This is a genomic window from Polaromonas sp. (genome assembly GCF_035638815.1).
GTDB lineage: Bacteria > Pseudomonadota > Gammaproteobacteria > Burkholderiales > Burkholderiaceae_C > Polaromonas.
The window spans coordinates 38352-63745 of record NZ_DASQZG010000031.1 but is presented as its reverse complement, the minus strand read 5'-3'; the positions used below and the strand labels follow the sequence as shown (position 1 = coordinate 63745).

Sequence of the window (25394 nt, the reverse complement as noted above, 5' to 3'; positions counted from 1 at the left end):
TTTCGACTGACGAAGCAACGCTGTAAAAAAGCCCCGTTGCAGGGGCTGTTGGAAGACCAAATTTCAGTCACGGGCAGTTGAGTAATTCGCCTGACCGAGCCGTCGCTGCGGGGTGGCCAACATGTCGGCGTCAGGCAGACCATCAAGCCAGGGGCGTGCGCCCGGCCTATACCTCAACCCACCCGGACTTGCAGCCATCGCCCTGGCTGTGCACCGCAAAATTCGTAAACACTGGGCATCAAAATCGTTCTCGCCGACAGGGGCAGTCATTTCAGCAACTTGGGTTTCGATGCCCGCATGGATGTCGGTATCGATGTTGTTGTCGGTAGGGGTGTCTCGGTCGAAATCAAATGCCATTGCGCACTCCAGGTCATGCCATGGCGGTGATTCTGCGCAGCGCAAGTGACGTGGCCATGTCATTTGGAAGGCATTTCCATGACACGGCACCGCACCCTGAAAGCAAGGGAGCCCTCCCTTCTTTGTCACCAATTTGTCACACCCATGCATCAGACTGTCGACGCCTTGACGGCTTGCAGCCCTTCTCTTTTTCCAACCCTTTTGAAATATAAAAAATGACGCAAGAAACCCCACGCCCAATCGATTTCTTCAACAACGAAGACTCCAATACCACCGACAACCCCACGTTTGACTCGGTGCTGGGCGCCCGCCTGAGCCGTCGCAACATGCTGCGCGGCGGTGCCAGCGTTGCGGCATCTGCTGTCCTGGGTGGCGCCGCAGTAACGGGTTGCGCGACGGGCGCGGGCGATGCATCGACTTACTCGATGGCACTGCCTGGCGAAAAACTTCTTGGCTTCCCGGCAGTGGCCAAGAGCCTGGCTGACGTCGTCAGCGTGCCGCCCGGCTACAAAGTGGACATCATTTACGCACTGGGTGACCCGATTCTGGGCAATGCGACGCCTTTCAAAAACGACGGCTCCGATGCGGATTTCGACAAGCGTGCTGGCGACCATCACGACGGCATGGAGTGGTTTGGCCTGAGCGAAAACGGTCAACCTTCACGTACCTCGGTAAACCGCGGCCTGCTGGCCGTCAACCACGAAGCCACGACCGACGAAAAACTCAGCTCGTTTTTCATTCATACCGATGGTGGCAAATCCACCCTGCCGCGCCCTGCCGCTGAAGTGGACAAGGAAACAGCCCTTCACGGTATCTCAGTGGTCGAGGTGCGCAAAACTGGCGACAAATGGGCCTATCTGGCCAACTCGTCATTCAACCGCCGCCTGACACAGCAGAGCGATATTGAAATCGCTGGTCCGGCTCGCGGCAACCGCCTGATGGTCACCAAGTACTCTCCTACCGGAACCAAAACACGCGGCACACTTAACAACTGCGGCACCGGCCTGACACCATGGGGCACATTTTTGACCGGTGAAGAAAACTTTGCGGGCTATTTCCACCGCACCGCTGGTGACGATGCGCGCCGCAACAACGACAAGTCCGCCACGTCGCTCCGCCGTTATGGCCGCGGCCAGGGTGCAGCCTCACGCCACGGCTGGGAAACCGGTGGCACAGAAGACAAATACGCCCGCTGGAACAACAGCAAGATCGGTACGTCGGCCGACGGCAGCGACGACTACCGCAATGAAATGAACGGCCAGGGTTATGTGGTTGAGATGGACGTTTATGACGCCACCAAATTGGCTAAAAAGCGCACCGCATTGGGCCGTTACGCCCATGAAAGCGCGGTGTTCAGCAAGGCAGTAGCCGGCCAGCCACTGGCCGTGTACATGGGCGACGATGCGCGTAACGAGTACATCTACAAATATGTATCCAATGCCAATTGGGATCCAGCTGACGCCAACCCTGCCAACCGCATGAACGCAGGCGACAAGTACCTGGACAACGGCAAGCTATACACCGCCAAGTTCAACGCCGACGGCACCGGTCAGTGGATCGAGCTGTCACTCAACACCCCGGCTGTCAAAAACTACACGACCTATCCTTTTGCAGATCAGGCCGACATCGCCGTCAACACACGCCTGGCCGCTGACGCAGTGGGCGCCACCAAGATGGACAGGCCTGAATGGTGCGCCGTCAACCCGAAAAACGGCGAGGTCTACTTCACGCTGACCAACAACAGCAACCGCAGCCTCACACCCACCGGCTCGTCGCAGCTGCTGCCTGATGCAAGCAATCCGCGCGTGTACACCGACATGAAAGACGGCAAGCCACAAAGCGGCAACCCCAATGGCCACATCCTGCGGCTGCGGGAAGCAGGCAACTCCCCAGCGGCCACCACGCTCACCTGGGATATTTACGTTTTTGGCGCAGAGGCAGGTGCCGCCGCCAATCCAGTCAATCTGTCCAACCTGACCGACGACCAGGACATGTCCAGCCCAGACGGCCTGTGGTTCAGCCCATACACCGGCATCTGCTGGATCCAGACCGACGACGGCGCCTACACCGACAAAACAAATTGCATGATGTTGGCCGCCCTGCCAGGGCAAGTAGGTGATGGCAAACAGGTCACCCTGAACTACCCCGGCGCCAATGGCAATCTGGCCGTTCAGACGCAGATTGGCAAGGCGCCAACCGCCAGTACGCTCAAGCGTTTCCTGGTTGGCCCTGCAGGTTGTGAAATCACCGGCGTGTGTGAAACCCCGGACGGCAAGTCGCTGTTCATCAACATTCAGCACCCCGGGGAAGGCACTGCCATGGCTGCGATTTCGGATCCAGCCAAGTACCAGAGCCAATGGCCTGCCAACGCCGGATACGGCGCTGGCAAGCGCCCACGGTCAGCCACAATCGTGATCACTAAAGCGGACGGCGGCCGGATCGGTACCTGACCGGCCAGGATCGGCGGGCAAATGCTATTGAATAGATAGCTGGCCCTGACGTCCTTATAAGGCCTACGCTACGATCTGCATGCAAGAGCCGGGGGGAACTCGGCACGCCATGGCTTGCAGGTCGTTTCAGGCTTAGTCAACAAAAAAGGCTTCAAAACCGAAGTTCTGAAGCCTTTCTGGCTTGTCTCAGCGCAAGGCTGAGACGGCTGGGATGCAGGGCTTAGTAGCCGCCGCGACCACCGCCGCCGCCGTAGCCGCCGCCACCGGAACGGTCACCGCCGCCACCGTAGCCGCCACCGCCAGAGCGATCGCCACCACCGTAGCCGCCACCACCACCGCCGCCGCCGTAACCACCGCTACGTGGAGGACGTGCCTCCATCGGACGGGCTTCATTCACAGTGATGCTGCGGCCGCCGAGCGACTGACCGTTCATGCCGGCGATTGCGGCTTGAGCTTCGGCATCGTTGCCCATTTCGACAAAGCCGAAACCTTTGGAGCGACCGGTGTCACGTTCCATCATGACTTTGGCACTGGTGACAGAGCCGTACTGGCCGAAAGATTGTTGCAGGTCTTCGTCACGAACCGTGTATGGCAGATTGCCGACGTAAAGTTTATTGCCCATGGGGACTCCTAAAGATACATAAAAACAAAAGCGATGGAGTCCCGAAGCACAACAAATCCAAGAAGTACCGCCGTAGCGCGCGAAACTGACCGATCACCAAACAATATGGGTGAATTAACACCCATATACCCCTATTATGACTCATAGCGCGCGTTGCAAGAGAGATCGCCACCACTCCACCTCCCAAGCTGTAGCGCCAATGCTTGAATTGCTATCAATTCTATAGCTATCAGCGCCCATGTATAAAGGGCCAAAGCCCAATTTCTCCGGCAAACTCACAAGCTACGCTGATTCACCCGCTTCGCCAGCGCCTCCGCACTTTCCTTGCGCTCGCTGTAGCGGTCCACCAGATAAGGCGACACATCGCGTGTCAGCAGCGTGAACTTGACGAGTTCTTCCATCACATCCACCACACGGTCGTAAAACGCAGACGGTTTCATGAGCCCTGCTTCGTCAAACTCAAGGAAGGCCTTGGCAACTGACGATTGATTCGGAATGGTCAGCATGCGCATCCAGCGGCCCAGCACACGCAGCTGGTTGACGGCGTTAAATGACTGCGAGCCGCCGCTGACCTGCATGACGGCCAGAGCTTTGCCCTGCGTCGGACGCACCGCGCCGTCGCTCAGCGGAATCCAGTCGATCTGCGACTTCATGATGCCGGTCATGGCGCCGTGGCGTTCGGGTGAGGTCCAGACCATGCCCTCAGCCCACTGCGCCAGTTGCCGCAGCTCCTGCACCTTGGGATGGCTGTCGGGTGCGTCGTCGGGCAGCGGCAGGCCGCGCGGGTCGAAGGTTTTGGTTTCCGCGCCCATGGCCTGGAGCAGGCGTGCGGCCTCCTCGCTCAGCAATCGGCTGTAGGAGCGCTCGCGCACCGAGCCATACAGCAACAGAATGCGCGGTGCATGGGCAGAGGGGCGGAAGGCCTGCAGCGCGCTGGCGGTTGGCGGCGCAAACAGTTCTTTGTCGAGGTTTGGGAGGTCTTCAAGCGCCGGCAACACGTTCTCCTTTGTCATTGACGACGCGCTCGCCATCTTCCTTGGCGAAAGCGCCCTGCTGCCGCTTGGGAAGGATGTCCAGAACGGCTTCGGATGGCCGGCACAGGCGCGTGCCCAGCGGCGTCACAACGATGGGGCGGTTGATCAGAATGGGATGCGTCAGCATGGCGGCTATCAACTGCTCATCGCTGAGCGCGGGATTGTCGAGCTCGAGTTCGGCATACAGCTTTTCTTTGCTGCGGATCAGCTCACGCAGTGGCTGCCCTGTCTGCGCCGCCAGTTGGTGCAGGGTCTTGCGCGTGGGCGGGGTTTGCAGGTACTCGATGACTTCTGGTTCGACCCCGCTGTTTCGAATCAGCGCCAGGGTGTTGCGCGAGGTTCCGCACTGGGGGTTGTGGTAAATCGTGATGTCGGCCATGGGTTGTTTCCTGGGGTAATTCAAAAACGGAGATTGCTGAGATTGCTTTAATTCGATAATTCAATTATATTTGAATTATGAAATCAACACCTCTTGATGAAACCAGCGCCGTCAAAGCCCTCGCGGCACTGGCCCAGGCGCAGCGCCTGCGCACCTTCCGCGCGCTGGTGGTTGCCGGGCCCGACGGCCTGACGCCCGGCGCGATCGCCGAGCAGCTGGAAGTAGCGCCGAGCGCGCTGTCTTTTCACCTCAAGGAACTGGCGCACTCCGGCCTGGTCAGCAGCGAGCCGCGCGGGCGCAACCTGATTTACCGCGCCAATTTCGCCCACATGGTGGAGCTCATGAACTACTTGACCAAACATTGCTGCCAGGGTGAGGCCTGCGAAGCGGCTGACACGGCTTCCTGCGCAGCCTGCTAAACCGCTCACAAAGCTCGCCATGAACATCGCTGAAACCCTGAATCTGGGGTGCCTTTGCCGCACGCTGGACGCTGGCCGCCTGCAACAGCAGCTGGAAACCGACCCCAGCCTGAAGGGCATGGTCAGCGGTATGACCACCACCCACCCCCACCTGTTTTCCCAAACCGCGGTCTTTCTGGACCCGGCCATTCGCACCGTGCTGGACCAGGCGATTGCTGCCATGGAGCGCGTGCTCGCCCTGCCCGCCTACCGGCAGTACACGTTGCAAAACGCACCCGACATCGCACGCCATGATTTCGGCCCAGCAGGCGTCTTCATGGCTTATGACTTTCATCTGGGTGCAGATGGTCCACGCCTCATCGAAATCAACACCAACGCCGGTGGTGCCCTTCTTAACGGCGCGCTTGCGCGCGCGCATCGCGACTGCTGCACGTCCATGCAGGGCCTGATGGATGCGTCGTTTGATCTGACGCAGCTTGACGAGACTTTTGTGAGCATGTTTCGGTCAGAGTGGAGCGCCCAACGCGGTGAGCAGCCCCTGCGCACGGTGCTGATTGTTGACGACGCGCCCGAGGCGCAATACCTGGCGCCGGAATTTGCGCTGGTCCGCCAGCTGTTGCTGCGCCACGGCGTGACGGCTGCGGTTGCGGACGCGCGCGAGTTGCAATGGAAGGATGGCGCCCTGTGGCATCCTGCCCTGCCCGCCGGCCAGCCGGTAGACCTGGTCTACAACCGGTTGACGGATTTCAGCCTGTCCGAGCCAAGCCATGCCGCACTGAGAAACGCCTACGTTGCCGGGGCAACCGTGGTCACGCCGCACCCTCGAGCACATGCGCTCTACGCAGACAAGCGCAACCTCATCACGCTGGGCGATGTGGCATTGCTTGAAAGCTGGGGCGTCAGCGCCGAAGACCGGAAACTGCTGCAAGCAATCATCCCGCGCACTGAGCTGGTCACCGAAAACCACGCGGACGCGCTGTGGGCCAGACGCAGACAGCTGTTCTTCAAACCCGTTGCGGGTTATGGCGCCAAGGCGGCCTACCGCGGCGACAAACTCACCCGCGGGGTTTGGTCTGACATTCTGGCTGGCGGCTTTGTTGCGCAGGCACTGGTGCCGCCCAGCGAGCGCCTGGTTGATGTGGATGGTGCGCCTACCCTGCTGAAGCTGGACTTGCGCGCCTATACCTATCGCGGCCAGGTGCAGCTGCTGGCGGCACGCACCTACTCAGGCCAGACGACGAATCTCCGCACCGCCGGTGGCGGGTTTTCACCGGTCGTCGTGGTGCCAACGGCGAGCCCCCTCGCGAACGCCTGTCCTGCGGTTCCGGTCCCGGCGCCTGTTCCTGCTCCTGTTGCTGTTCCTCTTGTTGTTCCTGTCTGAAACATCAACCTGGAGTTCGCCGTTGAAACATTTTCATGTTCACATGCACGTTGAAGATCTCGGGAAGAACATTGCGTTTTACTCCGCCATGTTTGACCAGCAACCAACTCGTACCGAATCGGATTACGCCAAGTGGATGCTGGAAGACCCTCCGGTCAACTTTGCGATCTCCACCCGTGGCGCCAGCACCGGCGTGGATCACATGGGCATCCAGGTTGAATGGGGCGGCGAGCTAGCCGCACTCAAGGCCAACGCGCAGCGGGCCGACATGACCTTGGTCGACTACGGCGAGACGAACCGCACCTACGCGCGGAGCGACAAATACTGGCTGACGGATCCCCAAGGGATCCCCTGGGAGCAATTCCATATGCTGGACAGCGTTCCAGTGTTCAGCACGGCAATTGCCAAACCAAAAGCGTCTCTCGCCCAGTCTTGCTGCGCCCTCATTGCTACTAAAAACGTAGCAAACGCGCTGAGACTGCGTGCTGCTTGCGGACGAACATCAATCAAAGCCTGCTGCTGAAAGGAACCACCTTGCCCACCAACCCCATCAACGTTCTCTTTTTGTGCACCCACAATTCAGCGCGCAGCGTCCTCGCTGAAGCCGTGCTCAACCACATTGGCCAGGGCCGCTTCAAGGCTTTTTCGGCCGGCAGCAGCCCCCGCGACAAACAGCAGCCCAATCCGCTGGGTCTGCAGGTACTGACTGAAGCCGGCATTGCCACTGACGGGCTGCGCAGTAAAAGCTGGGACGAGTTTGCAGCAACGGGCGCCCCTCACATGGATTTGATCATCACTGTGTGCGACAACGCCGCCGGCGAGGTCTGCCCCTACTGGCCAGGCCAGCCGGCTACCGCCCACTGGGGTTATGCCGACCCGTCCGAGGGCGACGGGGACGATGCGCAAAAGCTCAAGGCCTTTCGGCAAACCCTGGTCGCCATTCGGCATCGGCTGGAGCTGCTGATCAACCTGCCGGCGGAAAAACTGGAGCGGGCCATGGTTGGACGCTCGGCGCGTGAGTTATCCGCATCCAACTGATTCTTTCTTCCAACTTTTATCTCTATTCATGAAATTCATCATCTCCATTGGACTTTTGCCGGGCGCGCTGCTGGTCAGCGTTGGCAGTTTTCTTTATGCCCGCAGCACCGGAGGCAACCTGGAACCAGCCATTCTTCTCAGCAGCCTCGGTGCGCTCGGCCTGGCCATGCTGCTGGAGCGCTACATGCCGCATCACGCTGAATGGAACGCACCGCGCGGCGACCGGCTAACCGACTGGCTGAGTTTTGGCTTGCTGGCTGGCGTCGTGCAACCCGTGCTGAAGTGGCTGTCGCCCCTGGCCGTGGTTGCCGTGTATGGATGGTTGGAGCCAAGTGGCGAGTGGTTTGGCGGCGATTGGCCATTTCTGGTTCAGGTGTTGGTCGTGACGCTCCTCTCCGAGTTGGGCAAATACTGGGTTCACCGCTGGCACCACACGCAGACGGCTCTGTGGTGGCTGCATGCCTTGCACCATGGCAGCGAGCGGCTGTATTCCATCAACAATTTCCGCGTTCATCCGCTTGAGTACGCACTCAAACACGCCCTGAGCATGCTGCCCTTGATGCTGCTAGGCGCACCCGCAGAGGTCCTGCTGGGCTACATCGCCCTCACCCAGCCGGTGCAGATGCTGCAGCACGTCAATTTGCCGTTGCGCCATGGCTGGATGAACTATGTGTTCAGCACCAATGAGTTGCACCGCTGGCACCACTCAACCCGACCCGAAGAAGGCAACAACAACTACGGCAGCGCGTTGATCGTCTGGGATGTGGTGTTTGGCACTTTTCACTATCCGCGCGGAGCCACAGGGCCTGAATCTATCGGACTGTTTGCCACCAGCAAGTACCCCGCGCGCCGGCCTTACTTGGCGCAGGTGCTGTCGATGTTTGGCCCGGCGTGCTGCAAGGCATGAGCAACTCCAACTCACACATTCCAGCATGGCGCGCCCCATTCGCTGAATTTCTCGGCACGGCTGCGCTGCTGTGCGCGGTCATTGGCTCGGGCATCATGGCCGACCGGCTGAGTGCGGGCAACGCCGGTGTTGCCCTTCTGGCCAACACATTCGCCACGGTGTTTGCGCTCTACGTCCTGATCGAAGTGCTCGGACCGGTCAGCGGAGCGCACTTCAACCCGGTTGTGACCCTGACTTTATGGTCAAAAAGCCATCTAACCCAAGAAGGACGGGCGCAGACAGCTATGTTTTTTATAGCATCCCAGCTGCTGGGTGCAGTGGCGGGCGCCTGGCTGGCACACGCCATGTTTGATTTGAATCTACTGCAGGTCAGCAGCAAACTGCGGGACGGCGCTGGCCAGTGGCTGGCTGAAGGCGTTGCCACAGCCGGACTGATTCTGGTGGTTCTTCGATCACCACCGGGCAAAGCGTCAGCACTGGTAGCCTGCTACATCGGCGCGGCATACTGGTTCACCGCCAGCACCTCGTTTGCCAACCCGGCTGCGGTGCTGGGGCGCATGTTGTCGGACAGCTTTGCGGGCATCGCTCCCAGCAGTGCCCCGGGCTTTGTACTGGCCCAGGTGGCAGGCGCAACACTCGGCGTAGTGCTGGATCGTTGCCTCGGCAAAGACAAAAACCCCGCGTAGCCCGGAGCGCACGCATGAGCTACAGCCGCCGCAGCGGCATCGTAATTCGCCTGGGCCTTGCCCAAACCCTGGCCTGGGCGTCAAGCTACTACCTGCCTGCCATGCTGGCAACATCGATGGCGCGCGACCTCGGCGTCAGCACCCCTACGGTGTTTCTGGCGTTCTCGCTGGCCCTGGTAGTGTGCGCCTTGCTGGGCCCCATCGCGGGCAAAGCCATCGATCTGTATGGTGGCAGGCCTGTGCTCACTGCCTCCAGTTTTATTTTTGCGCTGGGTCTGGCGGTGCTCGCCACAGCGCGCGGGCCAACCGGCCTGTTTTTGGGTTGGGCCATTCTGGGCGTGGCGATGGCCGGAGGACTGTATGAGTCGGCTTTCGCTGCGCTGGTTCATCTGTATGGAAAGGACGCACGCAATGCGATCACGGGCATCACCTTGCTCGCTGGCTTTGCAAGTACTGTGGGCTGGCCCTTGTCTGCATGGCTGGAGCTGCAATGGGGCTGGCGTGCGGCTTGCCTGGTCTGGGCTGGTCTGCATCTGGTCGTAGCATTGCCCTTGAACTGGACGCTTCCGGGCTCGCCAGTTGCTGCGGCATCTTCAGTCCCCGAAGTCGACGCGCTTTCGTCGGCGAAGACCCCCACCAGCGCAGAACCGCAGGTGTCACCTCACAACGCCCTGCGTACTGCGAGCCTGCTCGCATTTGTGTTTGCCATCACCTGGTTCATCAGCACGGCCATGGCGGCACATTTACCGCGCTTGCTGCAGGCCCATGGCGTGCCGCTGGCTGCCGCGCTGGTGTTTGCGGGGCTGGTTGGTCCGGCGCAAGTGGGCGGGCGCTTGCTGGAGTTTGGCTTCCTGCGCAATATCCATCCGCTTGTGTCGGCCAGGATTGCGGGCGGCATGCACACGCTCGGTGCGGTGCTGTTCCTCTTTCTGGGTGTGCCGGCGGGTGCGGCCTTCACCGTCCTGCATGGTGCTGGCAACGGTGTGCTGACGATTGCCAAAGGCACCTTGCCGCTGGCGCTTTTTGGCAGCGCCAACTACGGCCAGCGGCAGGGATTACTGATGGTGCCAGCCCGTTTTGCGCAGGCTTTGGCGCCATGGTTATTTGGCCTGGCTATTGACCGGTTTGGTGCAGACGCCTTGTGGTTTTCAGCAGGGTTGGGTGCCTTGGGCTTTGCCGCGCTGATGCTGCTGCGGATGGAATCAGCCCGCCAACACGCTTGAGTAGATGTGATAAACGGCCCGCTCCGATCGTCGGAGCGGTGTTCGGCAAACGGGGTTACGCATTCGTCAGCGCTGTCCGTTCCGGATCAGCCCGTTCTTACCGCCGTAGCCAGTCGCTCGGCGGTTGCCTGCGCCTGCGCGGCCACACGTGCTTCCACCATCACCCGGAGCAGCGGCTCGGTGCCGCTGGCGCGGATCAAGACGCGTCCCTCGTTGCCAAGCTCTTGCTCAACCGCTTTCGTCTCGGACGTCAACAAGGTGTTGCTCGTCCAGTCCTGTCCGGGTTGCAAGCGCACATTGATGAGGGTTTGGGGAAACAGCGTGACATCTGCCAACAATTGCGACAAAGTCTTCTTGCTGCGTACGCAGGCTTGAAGCACCTGCAGAGCGCTGATCAGGCCATCGCCCGTGGTGTGTTTATCCAGCGCCAGCAAGTGGCCCGAGCCTTCGCCGCCCAGCAGCCAGCCATTTTTCTCAAGCTCTTCCAGCACATAACGGTCGCCGACCTTGGCGCGTACAAATTCAACACCGCGGGCTTTCAAGGCAACTTCCACGGCCATGTTGGTCATCAGGGTGCCAACCGCACCGGGGACTTTCTCACCGCGCTCCAGCCGCTCGGCCACCATCAGATACAGCACTTCATCGCCATTGAACAGACGTCCTTGCGCATCCACCAGCTGCAGGCGGTCAGCATCACCATCCAGGGCCACGCCATAGTCCGCGTCGTAGTCTTTTACCGCCTTGATAAGCGCCTCAGGATGGGTGGCACCCACCTCGTGGTTGATATTCAGACCATCGGGTTTGCAGCCGATGCAGATCACATCTGCACCCAGCTCGTGGAAAACTTCAGGCGCAATGTGATAGGCCGCGCCGTGCGCGGCATCGACCACAATTTTCATTCCCTTGAGCGTCAGATCGTTGGCGTAGGTGCTTTTGCAAAATTCAATGTATCGGCCCGCTGCATCTTCAAGCCGGCGCGTTCGCCCAAGGTTGGGCGAGTCGGCCCACATCGGCGGCTCGTCCAGCGTAGCTTCAACTTCCTTCTCCCACGCATCAGACAGCTTGGTGCCCTGTGAGCTGAAGAACTTGATTCCGTTATCGGCGAACGGGTTGTGGCTCGCGCTGATGACCACACCAAGGCTGGCACGCTGGGTGCGTGTGAGGTAGGCAACGCCTGGTGTTGGCAAGGGACCTAACAGCACAACGTCAACTCCGGCTGAGTTAAAACCGGACTCCAGCGCGCTTTCCAGCATGTAACCCGAGATGCGGGTGTCCTTGCCGATCACCACGGTGGGGCGGGATTCTGTTCTCTTGAGTACGCGGCCAACGGCATGCGCCAGACGCAGTATGAAATCAGGGGTGATAGGCGCCTGGCCCACGGTGCCGCGAATGCCGTCGGTACCAAAATATTGTCGTGTCATGTTTTATTCCCTCGTCTGGCATGCCTGTGGAAAGGCTGATTTTTGTGTCCGGGGAATTCTAAGGCTCGCCAAGGGCAAGCCTTGTAGGCGATCACGCCATCGCAGCAGACCACACTTTAAGAGCCTGGACCGTCTGACGTACATCGTGCACGCGGACCACACGGGCGCCGCGATCTACGGCCATCACGGCAGCCGTGACGCTGGGCACCATGCGGTCCACCACATCAAGCTGCGCAACACTTGCCAGCGAGGTAGCACAAACTGCTGCCAGTGATGATTTTCGCGACCATCCGGCGAGCAAGGGATAGCCCGCCGCAAGCAATTCACGCTGACGCGCCAGCAATGTAAAGTTTTGAGCCACGGTTTTTCCGAAACCAACTCCGGGGTCCAGAACGATGCGGCTGGCGGCAACCCCCTGCCCCTGCAAGCCCCTGGCGATTTGCTGCAGGAAAGCCAGCACCTGCGGCACCACGTCGCCCTCCATGGGTGCAGCCTGCATTGTCTGCGGCTCGCGGTGCATATGCATCAGGCAGACGCCGCAGTTGGGGTGCGCGGCAACCAGCTCTGCGGCACCGGGCTGACGCAAGGCCCAGATGTCGTTGATGATGTCCGCGCCCAGGTCCAGTGCGGCCTGCATGACCTCCGGTTTGTAGGTATCGACTGATACCGGCACACCAAGGGTGACCGCGTGGCGCACCACGGGCAGCACGCGAGCCAGCTCTTCGTCCAGCGGCAGCGGCAAGGCACCGGGGCGTGATGATTCGCCCCCAATATCCAGTATGTCGGCCCCGTCTTTCAGCATCTGTTCACTATGCTCCAGTGCCGCCTGCTGGCCGCCGCCGACAGAGAAGTACCTGCCTCCATCGGAAAACGAGTCCGGTGTGACGTTGACGATACCCATGACACGGGGCTGGTTCAGGTCGATGGAAAAGCGGGAGGTTTGCCAGATCAATCAAATGCTCCTGAAAAGGATGCCGGAATCGGGTTGCTCATAAAAAACCGGGGACAGGCCCCGGTTGTTTTGTGTCAGATTCCCTGATTCTTCAAGCGACGTTTGGCGCCGGGTCAGTGTTGACGGCGGGTGTCCCACCGCTGGAGCCGCCGCCACCGACTGACGAATTACGCGGCGTCCAGTCCTTGGGAGGACGTGGCTCCTTGCCGGCGATGATGTCGTCGAGCTGATCGCCATCAATGGTTTCCCACTCAAGCAGCGCCTTGGCCATGGCGTGAATCTTGTCCTGATTGTCCTCAATCAACTTGCGCGCCACGCCATATTGCTGGTCGATGATGCGGCGCACCTCGGTGTCGACCTTCTGCATGGTGGACTCGCTCACGTTGTTGGTCTTGGTGACCGAACGGCCCAAAAACACTTCGCCTTCGTTCTCGGCATACACCATGGGGCCCAGCGCATCGGTCATGCCGTAACGCGTGACCATGTCACGGGCCAGAGCTGTCGCACGCTCAAAGTCGTTGCTGGCGCCAGTGGTCATCTGGTTCATAAAGACTTCTTCAGCGATCCGGCCACCAAACAACATGCTGATCTGACTCAGCATGTACTCGCGGTCATAGCTGTAGCGGTCTTGGGCCGGCAGGCTCATGGTCACACCGAGGGCGCGGCCACGTGGAATGATGGTGACCTTGTGCACCGGGTCGCACTTGGGAAGCATCTTGCCAAGCAGCGCGTGGCCGGACTCGTGATAGGCCGTGTTGCGGCGCTCTTCTTCGGGCATGACCATGCTCTTGCGCTCGGGGCCCATGAGGATTTTGTCCTTGGCTTTTTCAAAGTCCTGCATCTCGACCGTGCGAGCATTGCGGCGCGCGGCCATCAGGGCAGCTTCGTTGCAAAGGTTGGCCAGGTCGGCGCCGGACATGCCTGGCGTGCCGCGGGCAATCACCATCGGGCTGACGTCCTGGCCCAATGGAACCTTGCGCATGTGCACATTGAGAATCTGCTCGCGGCCGCGAATATCGGGCAGCGTCACGTAAACCTGGCGGTCAAATCGGCCGGGGCGCAGCAAGGCAGCATCGAGGATGTCCGGGCGGTTGGTGGCAGCCACCACGATCACGCCGACGTTGGTTTCAAAACCATCCATCTCGACCAGCATCTGGTTCAGCGTCTGCTCGCGCTCGTCATTGCCACCGCCCAGGCCTGCGCCACGCTGACGGCCTACGGCGTCAATCTCGTCAATAAAGATAATGCAGGGCGCGTTTTTCTTGGCGTTGTCAAACATGTCACGCACACGGGATGCACCCACGCCCACAAACATCTCTACAAAGTCAGAACCGGAGATCGAGAAAAACGGTACCTTGGCTTCGCCGGCTATGCTTTTTGCCAGGAGTGTCTTGCCGGTGCCCGGAGGGCCGACCAGCAGCAGGCCGCGCGGAATGCGCCCGCCCAGCTTCTGGAACTTGCTGGGATCTTTCAGGAAGTCGACGACTTCCTTGACCTCTTCCTTGGCTTCGTCGCAACCGGCCACGTCGGCAAAGGTCACGGGATTGGTGGATTCATCGAGCAGTCTCGCCTTGGACTTGCCGAAGCTGAAAGCCCCGCCCTTGCCGCCGCCCTGCATCTGCCGCATGAAGTAGATCCACACGCCGATCAGCAACAGCATCGGGCCCCAGCTGACCAACAGGGTCATCAGCAGCGAGCCTTCTTCGCGCGGTTTGACGTCAAACTTCACATCGTTGGCGATCAGGTCGCCAACGAGGCCGCGGTCCAGATAAGTCGCTGTGGTGCGAATTTTCCGGTCGTCGGTGGTGGTGGCAACGATTTCCGTGCCTCCCTGACCTTCGGCGATGGTTGCGGACTTGATTCGCTTGCTCTTGACCTCGTCAAGAAACTCGGAGTATCCAAGGTAGCTGCTACCAGCGGCGCCGCGCGTATCAAATTGCTTGAACACGGTGAAGAGCACCATGCCTATAACAAGCCAGATTGCAATTTTGGAAAACCACTGATTGTTCAAGGATGACTCCGTTAGGGGAACAAAAGGCACATGGGCCTGATTTTAGGCGTTTCAAGCGCCGGAACCTCATTTGCCGAAAGGGACATCCCTTGGTTTGCCGGGGATTGAGGTATTTTTACCCGTTTCAGGCGACTTCAACCGGTTTGGCGCCCTGCACTTTCAGACCTCTGCCGATCAAAAAGGTTTCGGACGAGTTTGGCCGTGAAGCTTTTGGCTTGAACGGCTTGACCACCTTGAAGGTCTCCTTGAACAGCTTGACCAGCGGGCTGTAAGCGCCCCCGTGAAAAAGTTTGACCACCAGGGCGCCGTCGGCCTTGAGGTGGTTGACCGAAAACTCAACCGCCAGCTCCACCAGGTGGGCAATGCGGGCCGCGTCGGCCGAGTCAATGCCCGAGAGATTCGGCGCCATGTCAGAAATCACCACATCAACCTTGGTGAAACCCTTGTCTGACGCCAAAGTCTGCTCCAGAACTTGTAGCACGTCCGGCTCCCGGAAGTCACCCAGAATGAAGGCGACCCCCTCCACCGGCTCCATGGGCAAGATGTCCAGGGCCACAATGCGCCCGTTCAGGGCACCGGCAGCCGCGCCCGATGGGGACAACTTGCGGCGCACGTACTGGCTCCAGGCGCCGGGCACACTGCCCAGGTCCACCACGCAATCGCCGGGGCGTATCAATCCAAACGAGTCGTCAATTTCCTTGAGCTTGTAGGCAGCCCTGGCGCGAAAACCCTCTTTTTTGGCCAGCTTTACATAGGTATCGTTCACGTGGTCGTTCAGCCACGCCTTGTTGACCTTTTTGCTTTGGGTTTTTACTTTCATGGCCGTATTGTCCTCTCACCGATAATCGGTACATGGCTCAAATACTACTTACCCCCTCCCAGCGCAAAGACCACCGGGCCGAGGCGCACCATCTGGACGCCGTTGTCATGGTCGGTTCAGACGGTCTGACCGATGCGGTCAAAAAAGAAATAGACGCTGCCCTGAAGGCGCACGGACTCATCAAGGTGCGCGTGCAGTCGGACGACCGCACTGGCCGCGAGGCGATGTTCCAGGCGCTGGCGGACGAACTGAACGCTGCACCCATCCAGCACATCGGCAAGTTGCTGGTTTTCTGGCGGCCAAAGCCCGACAAGGAAAAGAAAATCAACGAAGACCGCATGCCCGGCCCCCGCGACGTGAAAGTGCTGAAAAACAGCTCCCGCTACGGCCAGCGCCCTGAAGTCAAAACCCTGCGCGTGCTGGGCAACCAGCGACTGACGCCGGGCGGCACCGTCAAGCGGGCCAAGAAACCGCGCCTTCAAAGCGTCAAGAAAAGGGCGCAGGACTGAGGGCTTTACACCGGGGGGCCGCCATGGCCCCGCAGGTGCAGGAAATTTTTGCACCGAAATAGATTCGGCCTTTAGATTCACCATCTTCGCCCACAACTGCGTGCCATGACCCAAGCCAACCCTCTCCTCGATTTTTCCGACCTGCCTCTCTTTGACCGCATCACGCCGGACCATGTGGGGCCAGCTGTTGATGAGTTGCTTGCGCGGGCCGAAGCCGCGCTGACACAAGTGACAGAGGCTTCCTTTCCATCGAGTTGGGTCGCCATTGCCGGCGTGCTGGATGTGGCAACGGAGAAACTGAGCCGGGCCTGGGGCTCCGTCAGCCACCTGAACGGCGTGGCGGACACACCCGAGCTGCGCGCAGCCTACAACGCGGCCCTGCCGCGGGTCACCGAATTCTGGACACGCCTGGGCGCCGACGAGCGGCTGTATGCCAAATACAAGGCCATTGATGTGTCCACGCTGAATGCCGAGCAGCGTCAGGCGCATAAAAACGCCGTGCGCAACTTCGTACTGTCTGGCGCCGAGCTGCAGGGCGCCGCCAAAGAACGATTCGCAGCCATTCAGGAGCGTCAGGCAGAACTGAGCCAGAAGTTCAGCGAAAACGCGCTTGATGCGACCGACGCCTGGACGTACTACGCCACCTTTGATGAACTGGCCGGCGTACCCGCCGACGTGATTGAAACCGCACGCGCACTGGCCGAGGCAGAAACCAAAGAAGGCTACAAACTCACGCTGAAAATGCCGAGCTACCTCCCGGTGATGCAGTTTGCAGACAGCTCTGCCCTGCGCGAAACCCTGTACCGGGCGTACAGCACGCGCGCCAGCGACCAGTCGCCCCCAGAGTTCAGCCGGTTTGACAACAGCGCCGTGATGCAGGAAATCCTTGCCCTGCGGCTGGAAGAGGCACAGTTGCTGGGCTACCGAAATTTTGGCGAGGTGTCGGTGGTCGCCAAGATGGCCGACTCGCCCGAGCAGGTGATCAGCTTTCTGCGCGACCTGGGCCAGCGCGCCAGACCTTACGGCGTCAAGGATGTGGCCGACCTGCGCGAATTTGCAGCCAGCCAGTTGGGCCTGAAAGACCTGCAGCCCTGGGACTATGCCTACGTCAGTGAAAAGTTAAAGGAAGCTCGTTACGCCTTCAGCGAGCAGGAAGTCAAACAGTATTTCACCGCGCCCAAGGTGCTGGCCGGCCTGTTCAAGATTGTTGAAACCCTGTTTGAAGTGGCCATACGCCCCGACACCGCGCCGGTGTGGAAGCCAGGCGTGGAGTTTTTCCGCATTGAACGAAACAACGAACTTGTCGGGCAGTTCTACCTGGACCAACCAGCCCGCACCGGCAAACGCGGCGGAGCCTGGATGGACGATGTTCGCGCCCGCTGGCTGCGTCCGGATACGGGCAAGCTGCAGACGCCGATTGCCCATCTGGTGTGCAACTTTGCTGACGGCGTAGGCGGCAAGCCAGCCCTGTTGACGCACGACGACGTGACGACTTTGTTCCATGAGTTTGGCCACGGTTTGCACCACATGCTGACCCAGGTCAACGAGCGCGATGTGTCCGGCATCAGCGGCGTGGAGTGGGACGCGGTAGAGCTGCCCAGCCAGTTCATGGAAAACTTTTGCTGGGAGTGGGATGTACTCAAACACATGACCTCTCATGTGGACACGGGTGAGCCCCTGCCGCGCGCCCTGTTTGACAAGATGCTGGCTGCCAAAAACTTCCAGAGCGGCATGCAGACCCTGCGCCAGATCGAGTTTTCGCTCTTCGACATCCTGCTGCACACGCAATACCGGCCAGGCGACGACGTGATGGCTCTGCTGGGGGAGGTGCGTAAACAGTTTGCAGTGGTGACCCCGCCGCCCTACAGCCGGACCGCACATACATTCAGTCACATTTTTTCTGGCGGCTATGCAGCGGGCTATTACAGCTACAAGTGGGCCGAGGTGCTGTCAGCGGACGCCTATGCCGCCTTCGAGGAAAGCGCCTTCACACGTGCTTCACACGGCACCGGTATAACTACCAGTAACGAAACCGGGACCAGCACCGTTGCAGTAGAAACAGGCAGAAAATACCGCGAGGCTATTCTGGAGGCTGGCGGGAGCCGACCGGCCATGGAATCGTTCAAAGCCTTCAGGGGCCGCGAGCCTTCGATTGATGCATTGCTGCGCCACCAGGGCATGGCTTGAACGTTTGAGATTGAGACTGGAGAAACACATGACTTCGACCACGCTGAAATTTTTGACACTGCCCGCTGGCCTTGTGCTGGCGGCCAGCATGCTCTCAACTGCCAGCCATGCGCAGCAGGTCTACCGTATCGTCGGTCCCGACGGAAAAATAACCTTCTCCGATCAACCGCCACCGGCCGCATCCAATGCCAAAGTCACTGCCGGTTCGTCGGAGTCGGCAAGAGCTGCGTCGAATGCTTCTTTGCCGTTTGAACTGCGCAAAGTCGTGGGTCAATACCCTGTCACCCTGTACACCGGTGAAAATTGTGTCCCCTGCGGCTCAGCCCGTTCCCTGCTCGCTGCGCGCGGCATTCCCTTTTCGGAAAAAACAGTCAGTTCCAACGATGACATTCAGGCCCTGCAACGTCTGAGCGGAGACAGCTCGCTTCCGTTTCTGACGATTGGCGGCCAGCAGCTCAAAGGTTTTTCCGATTCCGAGTGGACGCAATTTCTGGATGCGGCGGGTTATCCCAAAACTTCGGCCCTGCCACCCAACTACCGCCGCGAGCCTGCAACACCGCTGGTTGCCGTCGCGGCCCAGCCTGCACCGGCTGAACGCCCGGCGGCGCGCCCTGCGGCTGCGGCACCAGCGGCCCCCGCCCCTGCCGCCCAGAACCCAGCCGGGATTCGGTTCTAAAGCGCTTCTAAAACCGTTTTTTAGAAAGTCAGCGTCTTCACGCCGCTGGCAGTGCCCAGCAGGCACACGTTGGCTTTTTGCACGGCAAACACGCCGACCGTTACCACGCCGGGCCACTGGCTGACCTGGTTTTCAAAAGCCAGAGGGTCGGTGATTCTCAAGCCGGTCACATCCAGAATGTGCTGACCGTTGTCGGTGATCAGCGGCTGCCCATCCTTCAGGCGTATGGTGGCCAGGCCACCCATGGCGGCAAACTGCCGGATCAGCCGCTGGGTGGCCATGGGGACGACTTCCACAGGCAAGGGAAACTGCCCCAGCGCTTCCACCAATTTGCTCTCGTCCGCAATGCAGACAAATTTGCGTGATTGGGCGGCCACAATTTTTTCGCGGGTGAGGGCCGCGCCGCCGCCCTTGACCATATGCCCCGCGTGATCAATCTCGTCGGCGCCATCGATGTACACCGCGAGCTCTTGCACGTCCCCCGCTTCAAACACCTCAATGCCCAGCGCCTTCAGGCGTTCGGTCGATGCGACCGAGCTGGACACCGCGCCCTTGATCGTGTGTTTGATGGCGGCAAGTGCATCAATAAATTTGTTGACGGTTGAACCGGTGCCCACGCCGACGACGCTGCCTGGCTCCACGTAATGCAAAGCGGCCTGGCCGACCAGTGTTTTAAGTTCGTCTTGGGTCATGATGGTCCGGTGGGTAAGGAAGCGGAGGGCTATGAATGGAGGTTTGCGACAATGAGACGTCGCACAGAACAACCCAAATTATCCAATGTCCCTGCTCCCCTACGCCCTCGCCCGCCCTTTTTTATTTGGTCTTGATGCAGAAACCGCTCACGAAGTGACCATGGCGGCGCTGGCAGGGAGCCAGCGCACGCCGCTGTCGCTGGTGTATTGCTCGGGCCGGGTGGACGACCCGGTTGAGATTGCAGGCCTGACCTTTGCTAACCGGGTAGGCCTTGCCGCAGGGCTGGACAAAAACGCGCGCTGCATCGATGGCCTGGCTGCCATGGGTTTTGGCTTCGTGGAAGTCGGCACAGTGACCCCCAAGGCACAGCCGGGCAACCCCAAACCGCGCATGTTCCGGCTGCCCCAATCAAAGGCCCTCATTAACCGACTTGGCTTCAACAATGACGGCCTCGATGCCTTCCTCACCAACGTCCAGACCTCCAAGTTTCGCCGCCAGCAGGTCAAAAACCCCCTGCTGCTCGGTCTGAACATCGGAAAAAACGCCGCAACGCCGATCGAAAACGCGGTCGATGACTACCTGATCTGCCTGGACGGTGTCTATCCACATGCTGATTACGTCACGGTCAATATTTCCAGCCCCAACACCAAAAATCTGCGCGCGCTGCAAAGCGACGACGCGCTGGATGCTCTTCTGGGCCGCATCGCCGAGCGCCGCGAAACGCTGGTTGCCCAGCACGGCAAACGCGTTCCCCTCTTTGTAAAAATAGCCCCCGATCTGGACGAGGCGCAGGTAGAGGTGATTGCCGCCACCCTTAAACGCCACGGCATGGACGGTGTGGTTGCCACCAACACCACCCTCAGCCGTGAAGCGGTTCAGGGCCAGCCCCACGCTGATGAAGCGGGTGGCCTGAGCGGCGCCCCTGTCTTGCAAGCCAGCAACCGGGTGATCAGCCAGTTGCGTGCGGCTTTGGGCAAGGGCTTTCCCATCATTGGTGTGGGCGGCATCATGAGCGGCGAGGATGCGGTCTCCAAAATCAAGGCTGGTGCAGACCTGGTGCAGATCTACACCGGGCTTATCTATCAGGGGCCGGATTTGGTGCCGCAGGCCGCACTTGCGATCAAAAAGAGTCATTAGCCCAATAAATACGGGCGCAAGAAGCTATTTATTTGATAGCAAACGCGTTTCCAGCCAATCAAAGCCCACCCGCTATCATCCATGCGATGCACGAAGCTGACCGCACTGCCACCGACGCTACTGTTCAAGCCGCCGCTTTTGTAGAACGCTGGCAGGGCGTCACCGCCAGCGAACTGTCCACAGCGCAAAGCTTTGTGCGCGAACTGTGTGACTTGCTCGGTGTTGATGTGCCACACGCCACGCCCGAACAAAACTACATGTTTGAGCGGCCCATCACCTTCCGCCACGGCGACGGCACCAGCAGCGCGGGCCGCATTGACTGCTACCGCCGCGGCCACTTTGTGCTGGAGGCCAAAAAGCTCAGGGCGGCCTCGCACACCAAAGGGTTTGACGACGCCTTGCTGCTCGCCCGCTCCCAGGCCGAAAGCTACGCCCGCGCCTTGCCATCAGAAGAAGGCCGCCCGCCTTTCCTGCTGGTGGTGGATGTTGGCAACGTCATTGAGCTGTATGCCGAGTTCACCCGCAGCGGCGCCACCTACACGCCCTTTCCTGATCCGCGCAGCCACCGCATTGCCCTGAGCAGCCTGCTTGAGCCAGCGGTGCGTCAGCGCCTCCAAAGCATCTGGACCGACCCTGAGAGCCTGAACCCCACGCGCGCCAGTGCCCGCGTCACGCGCCAGGTGGCCACGCAACTGGCCGAGCTGGCCAAGTCACTTGAACAATCGGGCCACCGCGCCGACCATGTGGCGGCGTTCCTTACGCGCTGCCTGTTTTCGATGTTTGCGGAAGACGTGGAGCTGCTGCCCAAGTTTGATGGCAAAGGTGGATTTTTGAACCTGCTGCAAACCCACCGCGAGCACCCGGCCAATTTGCAGCAAATGTTGCGCGTGCTCTGGGCCGACATGGACCGTGGCGGCTTTTCAGCCGCACTGGCCACGCAGGTCCTCAAATTCAATGGGAAATTATTCAAGGAGTCCGGCTCCACCGGCTATTCACTGCTGCTCAATCCCGATCAGATTGAGCGCCTGATCAACGCCGCCAAAGCCAACTGGCGCGAAGTTGAACCAGCCATTTTTGGAACCCTGCTGGAGCGCGCACTTGACCCCACCGAGCGCCACGCGCTGGGCGCGCACTACACGCCGCGCGCCTATGTAGAGCGCCTGGTGCTCCCTACCGTGGTCGAGCCCCTGCGCGCCGACTGGGCCAACGCCCAGGCCGCCGCGCTGGTGCTTGCAAAGGAAGCCGTCGAACTGTCAGGCAAGGCCCATGAGCAGAAGATGGAAGAAGCCAGAGCCGAGGTGCGCAAATTTCACCACCAGCTTTGCACCACACGCGTGCTCGACCCGGCCTGCGGCAGCGGCAATTTTTTGTATGTGACGCTGGAGCATTTGAAGCGCCTGGAAGGCGAGGTGCTGAACCAGCTGAGCGACCTGGGCGAAAACCAGGACAAGCTCGGCTTTGAAGGCGAAACCGTCACCCCGCAGCAACTGCTGGGCATTGAGCTGAACGAGCGCGCCGCCGCGCTGGCCGAGCTGGTGCTGTGGATTGGTTACCTGCAGTGGCACATTCGCACACGCAACAACAAAGCCGTGGCCGAACCGGTGGTGCATGACTACGGCAACATCGAGTGCCGCGACGCCGTGCTGGCCTGGGACGACACCGACCTGGCCTACGACGCGGATGGACAGTTGCTCAGCCGCTGGGATGGCGTGACTTTCAAGGCGCACCCTGTCACCGGTGCACAGGTACCCGACGAAACGGCGCAAGTGCCGGAGTGGAAGTACATCAAACCACGCCAGGCTGAATGGCCCACAACTGATTTCATCGTCGGAAACCCGCCCTTTATTGGCGCCAGCACCATGCGCGCCGCCTTGGGCGACGGCTACGTGCAGGCGCTGCGCGGCGCTTGGCCAGAGGTGCCCGAAAGCGCGGACTTTGTGATGTATTGGTGGAGCCGTGCAGCGCACACCACGCGTGCGGGCCAGGCCAGGCGCTTTGGCTTTATCACCACCAACAGCCTTCGCCAGACATTTAACCGGCGGTTGGTGGAGGCGCACATGTCGCCGCCCATCAAGAAAACAACAACCGAGGCGACGCTGCCAATCAGACTCGTTTTCGCCATCCCCGACCATCCGTGGGTGGACAGCACCAACGGCGCGGCCGTACGAATCGCGATGACTGTCGGGGAAAGCGGCCCCCGCACCTCCCCGGTGACCGCCCCGCTACCCTCCCCCGTTCGGGCTGAGCCTGTCGAAGCCGCCTACGCCTCCCGCCTGCTCACCGTCATGGAAGAACAGACTGGCGAATTCGGTGAAGTGAACGTCAAACTGGCCGAGTATTCCGGCGTCATTCATGCCGATCTGAGTGTGGGCGCGCACGTGGCGTCCGCAAACCCGTTGCAGTCGAATGGGCAGATTTCAAATACAGGCGTAAAACTTCATGGAGCCGGCTTCATTGTCACTCCCAACGAAGCTGCAATGTTGGGGTTGGGCACTCAACCGGGTGTGGAACTTCACATTCGAGCCTATCGAAACGGGCGCGACCTAACCGCGGAACCGCGCGGCGTCATGGTGATTGATTTGGCTGGACTGAGCGCCAATGAAGTGAGGCAGCGTTTCCCGTCTATTTACCAGTGGGTGTGGGATCGCGTTAAGCCTGAGCGGGATTTGAACCGCGAAGAATACCGCCGGACAAATTGGTGGCTTTTCGGTCGAAAGAACACCGAGCTACGCGCCGGACTGCTTGGCCTACCCCGCTACATCGCCACGGTCGAGACGGCTAAGCACCGGACCTTCCAGTTTCTCGACGCCAGCATCCTGCCCGACAACAAGCTCATTGCAATCGCGCTGGGCGACTCCTTCAGTCTGGGAGTCTTGTCCAGTCGTGTTCACGTCGAGTGGTCGCTGGCGACCGGCAGTTGGCTTGGCGTTGGAAATGATCCGGTGTACGTCAAATCCCGCTGCTTCGAAACCTTCCCCTTCCCCGACGAAGACACTGGCCTGACGCCAGAACTGCGCGAGCGCGTCGCCTCGCTCGCCGAGCAAATCGACGCCCACCGCAAGCGCCAGCAAGCAACGCACACAGGCCTGACCCTGACCGGCATGTACAACGTGCTGGAAGCGCTGCGTAATGGGCGCGAGCTGACAGCCAAGGAAAAAACCATTCACACGCAAGGTCTGGTGGCCGTGCTCAAAGACCTGCACGACGAACTGGACGCCGCTGTGCTGCAGGCCTACGGGTGGGATGATTTGGCGCAAGCCCTTCAACAAGCTCAGGGCGAACGGGGTCAAAGCGAAGGGGGTCAGGACGAACTGCTCACGCGCCTGGTCGCGCTGAACGCCCGGCGCGCAGCGGAAGAAAAAGCCGGCCACATCCGCTGGCTGCGCCCGGCCTTTCAAAACCCGGCTGCAAGCACATCGCTATCAAATCAGGAGCTACTGGCGCCCGTGGTTAAAGGGCTACAGGCTGAAATAGCACTTGAATCCGAGCCAACCGCGTCCAAAACCGCAAAAAACGACGGTACTCAGCCCTGGCCAAGTGCTCTGCCCGAGCAGGTACGAGCCCTTGCCCAGGTGCTGGCGGGCCAACCAGGCGCGCTGAGCATTGCCGACATAGAAGCCCGCTTCAAAGGCCGCGGTCCGTGGAAACGAAGCCTGCCCCGGATTCTGGAAACGCTGGAAGCCCTGGGCCGCGCCCGGCGCGAGGGAGAAGGCTGGCGCGGGTGACCGTCTCAGTGCTGGCCACAGGCAAACGACCGGCCCGTTCACAAATCAGCTAACGTTCATGCGTCATAAGGATTAAGCAAATTGGCAACTTTCAAGAACACCTTCGAAGAAACACGTTTCATCATAGAAAAAGTCACTTCCATCCTCGTGTGGGCATCTTCGTCAGCTGTAAAGCGCTTAATCTTGCTCTCTCTTTTGGGCGCTTTTTTGCTAACTGCACAATACCTGTACTTAACTCACCTACTCAACGCAACGAAGAAGAGTGGAGAAAATCGAGCACGAGAAACTGAAAGTCTTTCGAAAGAGCATCGATACAAGGCAGCACTGGATTCGATAACGTTATGCACAGACTCGAAGAAAGAGAAACAACAACTTCAAGTTTGGTACTGTCAAAAAGCTATCGTGGAATACAAGCAAGTATCGACCGAACAGCTACAAGATCACGTGAATGAGGTTGCCAACAAGCTGGCGTATGGCGCTATGAGGAACGATGTCTCTCGCTACATAAGGTATCTTGAATTTGATCGACTTCTTCACTCCCCCGCGACTAAAGAGGAGGAGCTTCTCAATTTATTAATCAGCAAAACAGTCATCGGGCTATGGGTATTCGGGCTAGCGCTGCTCATGACAGGTGCATATTTTCTGCTTTGGATATTGCCGAAGCGCAGAAGTCTCACTCTACTTACGGACCAAGGCACTGCACCACCGGTAGCCGAGACTTCCCTGTAGATGGGTTACCAAGAAAACGCCAGCGCTTCAAATGGTCA

At 59.9% G+C, this 25394-nt stretch carries 23 protein-coding genes; 14 read left to right on the top strand and 9 right to left on the bottom strand.

Translation table 11 applies throughout. From position 1 onward, the window contains the following. Positions 1-63 precede the first annotated feature (63 nt). Positions 64-357 (bottom strand): hypothetical protein, encoded by a 294-nt coding sequence (locus tag VE934_RS17910; protein WP_324890081.1) that lies wholly within the window; start codon positions 355-357, stop codon positions 64-66. Positions 358-572: 215 nt separating this feature from the next. On the opposite strand from VE934_RS17910, the gene VE934_RS17905 reads away from it, so the two are divergent. Then, complete coding sequence (locus VE934_RS17905) at positions 573-2807, top strand: PhoX family phosphatase (RefSeq protein ID WP_324890079.1); 2235 nt, start codon at positions 573-575, stop codon at positions 2805-2807. A 220-nt stretch (positions 2808-3027) separates the two neighbouring features. Here VE934_RS17905 and VE934_RS17900 read toward each other — a convergent pair whose 3' ends face one another. The 3 genes from VE934_RS17900 to arsC all read right to left on the bottom strand — a co-directional run bounded on the left by VE934_RS17900 (position 3028) and on the right by arsC (position 4842). Beyond that, the gene (locus VE934_RS17900; RefSeq protein WP_324890077.1) at positions 3028-3429 is read right to left on the bottom strand and encodes an RNA-binding protein; all 402 of its coding nucleotides are present in this window, start codon (positions 3427-3429) and stop codon (positions 3028-3030) included. A gap of 275 nt (positions 3430-3704) precedes the next feature. Beyond that, positions 3705-4442, bottom strand: a complete 738-nt coding sequence (arsH, locus tag VE934_RS17895) for an arsenical resistance protein ArsH (RefSeq protein WP_324890075.1) — start codon at positions 4440-4442, stop codon at positions 3705-3707. Beyond that, positions 4411-4842, bottom strand: a complete 432-nt coding sequence (arsC, locus tag VE934_RS17890; RefSeq protein ID WP_324890073.1) for an arsenate reductase (glutaredoxin) — start codon at positions 4840-4842, stop codon at positions 4411-4413. Before arsC ends, arsH begins: the two co-directional genes overlap by 32 nt. A gap of 77 nt (positions 4843-4919) precedes the next feature. Here arsC and VE934_RS17885 point away from each other — a divergent pair, with 77 nt between their 5' ends. From VE934_RS17885 to VE934_RS17855, 7 genes are read left to right on the top strand one after another with little or no spacing between them, the layout of a single operon-like run. Beyond that, positions 4920-5261, top strand: coding sequence for a metalloregulator ArsR/SmtB family transcription factor (locus VE934_RS17885; RefSeq protein WP_324890071.1), 342 nt, complete (start codon positions 4920-4922; stop codon positions 5259-5261). 19 nt (positions 5262-5280) lie between these two features. Further along, positions 5281-6642, top strand: coding sequence for a hypothetical protein (locus VE934_RS17880; protein WP_324890069.1), 1362 nt, complete (start codon positions 5281-5283; stop codon positions 6640-6642). Positions 6643-6664: 22 nt separating this feature from the next. Beyond that, on the top strand, positions 6665-7165 hold the full coding sequence (locus VE934_RS17875; RefSeq protein WP_324890067.1) for a glyoxalase/bleomycin resistance/dioxygenase family protein: 501 nt from the start codon (positions 6665-6667) through the stop codon (positions 7163-7165). Positions 7166-7176: 11 nt separating this feature from the next. After that, complete coding sequence (locus VE934_RS17870) at positions 7177-7680, top strand: arsenate reductase ArsC (protein ID WP_324890065.1); 504 nt, start codon at positions 7177-7179, stop codon at positions 7678-7680. 28 nt (positions 7681-7708) lie between these two features. Beyond that, positions 7709-8587: a sterol desaturase family protein gene (locus VE934_RS17865; RefSeq protein ID WP_324890063.1), complete on the top strand. Its 879-nt coding sequence runs from the start codon at positions 7709-7711 to the stop codon at positions 8585-8587. Next, positions 8584-9273, top strand: coding sequence for an MIP/aquaporin family protein (locus tag VE934_RS17860; protein ID WP_324890061.1), 690 nt, complete (start codon positions 8584-8586; stop codon positions 9271-9273). Before VE934_RS17865 ends, VE934_RS17860 begins: the two co-directional genes overlap by 4 nt. A gap of 14 nt (positions 9274-9287) precedes the next feature. Then, positions 9288-10496, top strand: a complete 1209-nt coding sequence (locus VE934_RS17855; protein WP_324890059.1) for an MFS transporter — start codon at positions 9288-9290, stop codon at positions 10494-10496. 86 nt (positions 10497-10582) lie between these two features. On the opposite strand, the gene glmM is transcribed toward VE934_RS17855, so the two are convergent. The 4 genes from glmM to VE934_RS17835 form a co-directional block, all read right to left on the bottom strand. Beyond that, positions 10583-11917, bottom strand: a complete 1335-nt coding sequence (gene glmM, locus VE934_RS17850) for a phosphoglucosamine mutase (protein WP_324890057.1) — start codon at positions 11915-11917, stop codon at positions 10583-10585. A gap of 91 nt (positions 11918-12008) precedes the next feature. After that, on the bottom strand, positions 12009-12869 hold the full coding sequence (gene folP, locus VE934_RS17845; RefSeq protein ID WP_324890055.1) for a dihydropteroate synthase: 861 nt from the start codon (positions 12867-12869) through the stop codon (positions 12009-12011). 91 nt (positions 12870-12960) lie between these two features. Continuing rightward, positions 12961-14880, bottom strand: a complete 1920-nt coding sequence (ftsH, locus tag VE934_RS17840) for an ATP-dependent zinc metalloprotease FtsH (RefSeq protein ID WP_324890053.1) — start codon at positions 14878-14880, stop codon at positions 12961-12963. Positions 14881-15004: 124 nt separating this feature from the next. Further along, positions 15005-15700 carry an RlmE family RNA methyltransferase gene (locus VE934_RS17835; RefSeq protein ID WP_324890051.1) on the bottom strand — a complete coding sequence of 232 codons (696 nt, stop codon included), beginning with the start codon at positions 15698-15700 and terminating at the stop codon, positions 15005-15007. 32 nt (positions 15701-15732) lie between these two features. Between VE934_RS17835 and VE934_RS17830 the strand changes: the two genes are divergently transcribed. From VE934_RS17830 to VE934_RS17820, 3 genes are all read left to right on the top strand, one after another. Beyond that, positions 15733-16209, top strand: coding sequence for a YhbY family RNA-binding protein (locus tag VE934_RS17830; protein WP_324890049.1), 477 nt, complete (start codon positions 15733-15735; stop codon positions 16207-16209). Positions 16210-16314: 105 nt separating this feature from the next. Next, positions 16315-18396, top strand: coding sequence for a M3 family metallopeptidase (locus tag VE934_RS17825; RefSeq protein ID WP_324890047.1), 2082 nt, complete (start codon positions 16315-16317; stop codon positions 18394-18396). A gap of 28 nt (positions 18397-18424) precedes the next feature. Next, positions 18425-19072 (top strand): glutaredoxin family protein, encoded by a 648-nt coding sequence (locus VE934_RS17820; RefSeq protein WP_324890045.1) that lies wholly within the window; start codon positions 18425-18427, stop codon positions 19070-19072. A 20-nt stretch (positions 19073-19092) separates the two neighbouring features. On the opposite strand, the gene rpiA is transcribed toward VE934_RS17820, so the two are convergent. Then, a complete protein-coding gene (gene rpiA, locus VE934_RS17815; protein WP_324890043.1) occupies positions 19093-19764 on the bottom strand; it encodes a ribose-5-phosphate isomerase RpiA in 672 nt (223 codons plus the stop codon). A gap of 85 nt (positions 19765-19849) precedes the next feature. Between rpiA and VE934_RS17810 the strand changes: the two genes are divergently transcribed. The 3 genes from VE934_RS17810 (at position 19850) to VE934_RS17800 (ending at position 25356) form a co-directional block, all read left to right on the top strand. Then, on the top strand, positions 19850-20902 hold the full coding sequence (locus VE934_RS17810) for a quinone-dependent dihydroorotate dehydrogenase (RefSeq protein ID WP_324890041.1): 1053 nt from the start codon (positions 19850-19852) through the stop codon (positions 20900-20902). Between the two features lie 86 nt (positions 20903-20988). Further along, the gene (locus VE934_RS17805; protein WP_324890039.1) at positions 20989-24627 is read left to right on the top strand and encodes a class I SAM-dependent DNA methyltransferase; all 3639 of its coding nucleotides are present in this window, start codon (positions 20989-20991) and stop codon (positions 24625-24627) included. A gap of 81 nt (positions 24628-24708) precedes the next feature. Continuing rightward, positions 24709-25356 carry a hypothetical protein gene (locus tag VE934_RS17800; RefSeq protein ID WP_324890037.1) on the top strand — a complete coding sequence of 216 codons (648 nt, stop codon included), beginning with the start codon at positions 24709-24711 and terminating at the stop codon, positions 25354-25356. The last annotated feature ends 38 nt before the right edge of the window (positions 25357-25394 follow it).